The organism is Sciscionella sediminilitoris (assembly GCF_000737195.2).
GTDB classification, from domain to species: domain Bacteria; phylum Actinomycetota; class Actinomycetes; order Mycobacteriales; family Pseudonocardiaceae; genus Sciscionella; species Sciscionella sediminilitoris.
In genome coordinates, this window is the sequence record NZ_JALM01000105.1 from 1 (window position 1) to 431 (window position 431).

1 protein-coding gene is annotated in these 431 nt (G+C 66.4%); it reads left to right on the forward strand.

All coding sequences use genetic code 11. The features are described from left to right. Positions 1-60: 60 nt before the first annotated feature. On the forward strand, positions 61-431 hold a 371-nt coding region (locus AD72_RS31180; protein WP_343123750.1), incomplete at its 3' end, for an acyltransferase domain-containing protein.

Here is a 431-nt window from a genome sequence, read left to right on the forward strand (position 1 = left end):
GTGTTGTCTGGTGTGGATGGTGCGGTTTCGGCTGTGGTGGATCGGTTCGCGGGTCGCCGGGTGAAGCGGCTGGGGGTGTCGCATGCGTTTCATTCGGCCTTGATGGAGCCGATGCTGGCCGATTTCGGCGCGGTGGTGCGCGGGTTGGAGTTCGCGGAGCCGCGGATTCCGTTTGTGTCCACTGTGGACACCACGGCGGATGTCGCCGATCCGGAGTATTGGGTGCGGCATGTCCGGGAGCCGGTATGGTTCGCCGATGCCGTCGGACGGCTACGGGACGGGGGTGTGGCGAAGTTTTTGGAGATCGGTTCGGATGCGGTGCTGACTCCGTTGGTGGATGCCGAGGTCGTGGTGCCCGCGCTGCGCCGGGACCGGGGCGAACCGGAACAGTTGCTCACCGCGATCGGCGAGCTGTACAGCAGCGGCGTCCC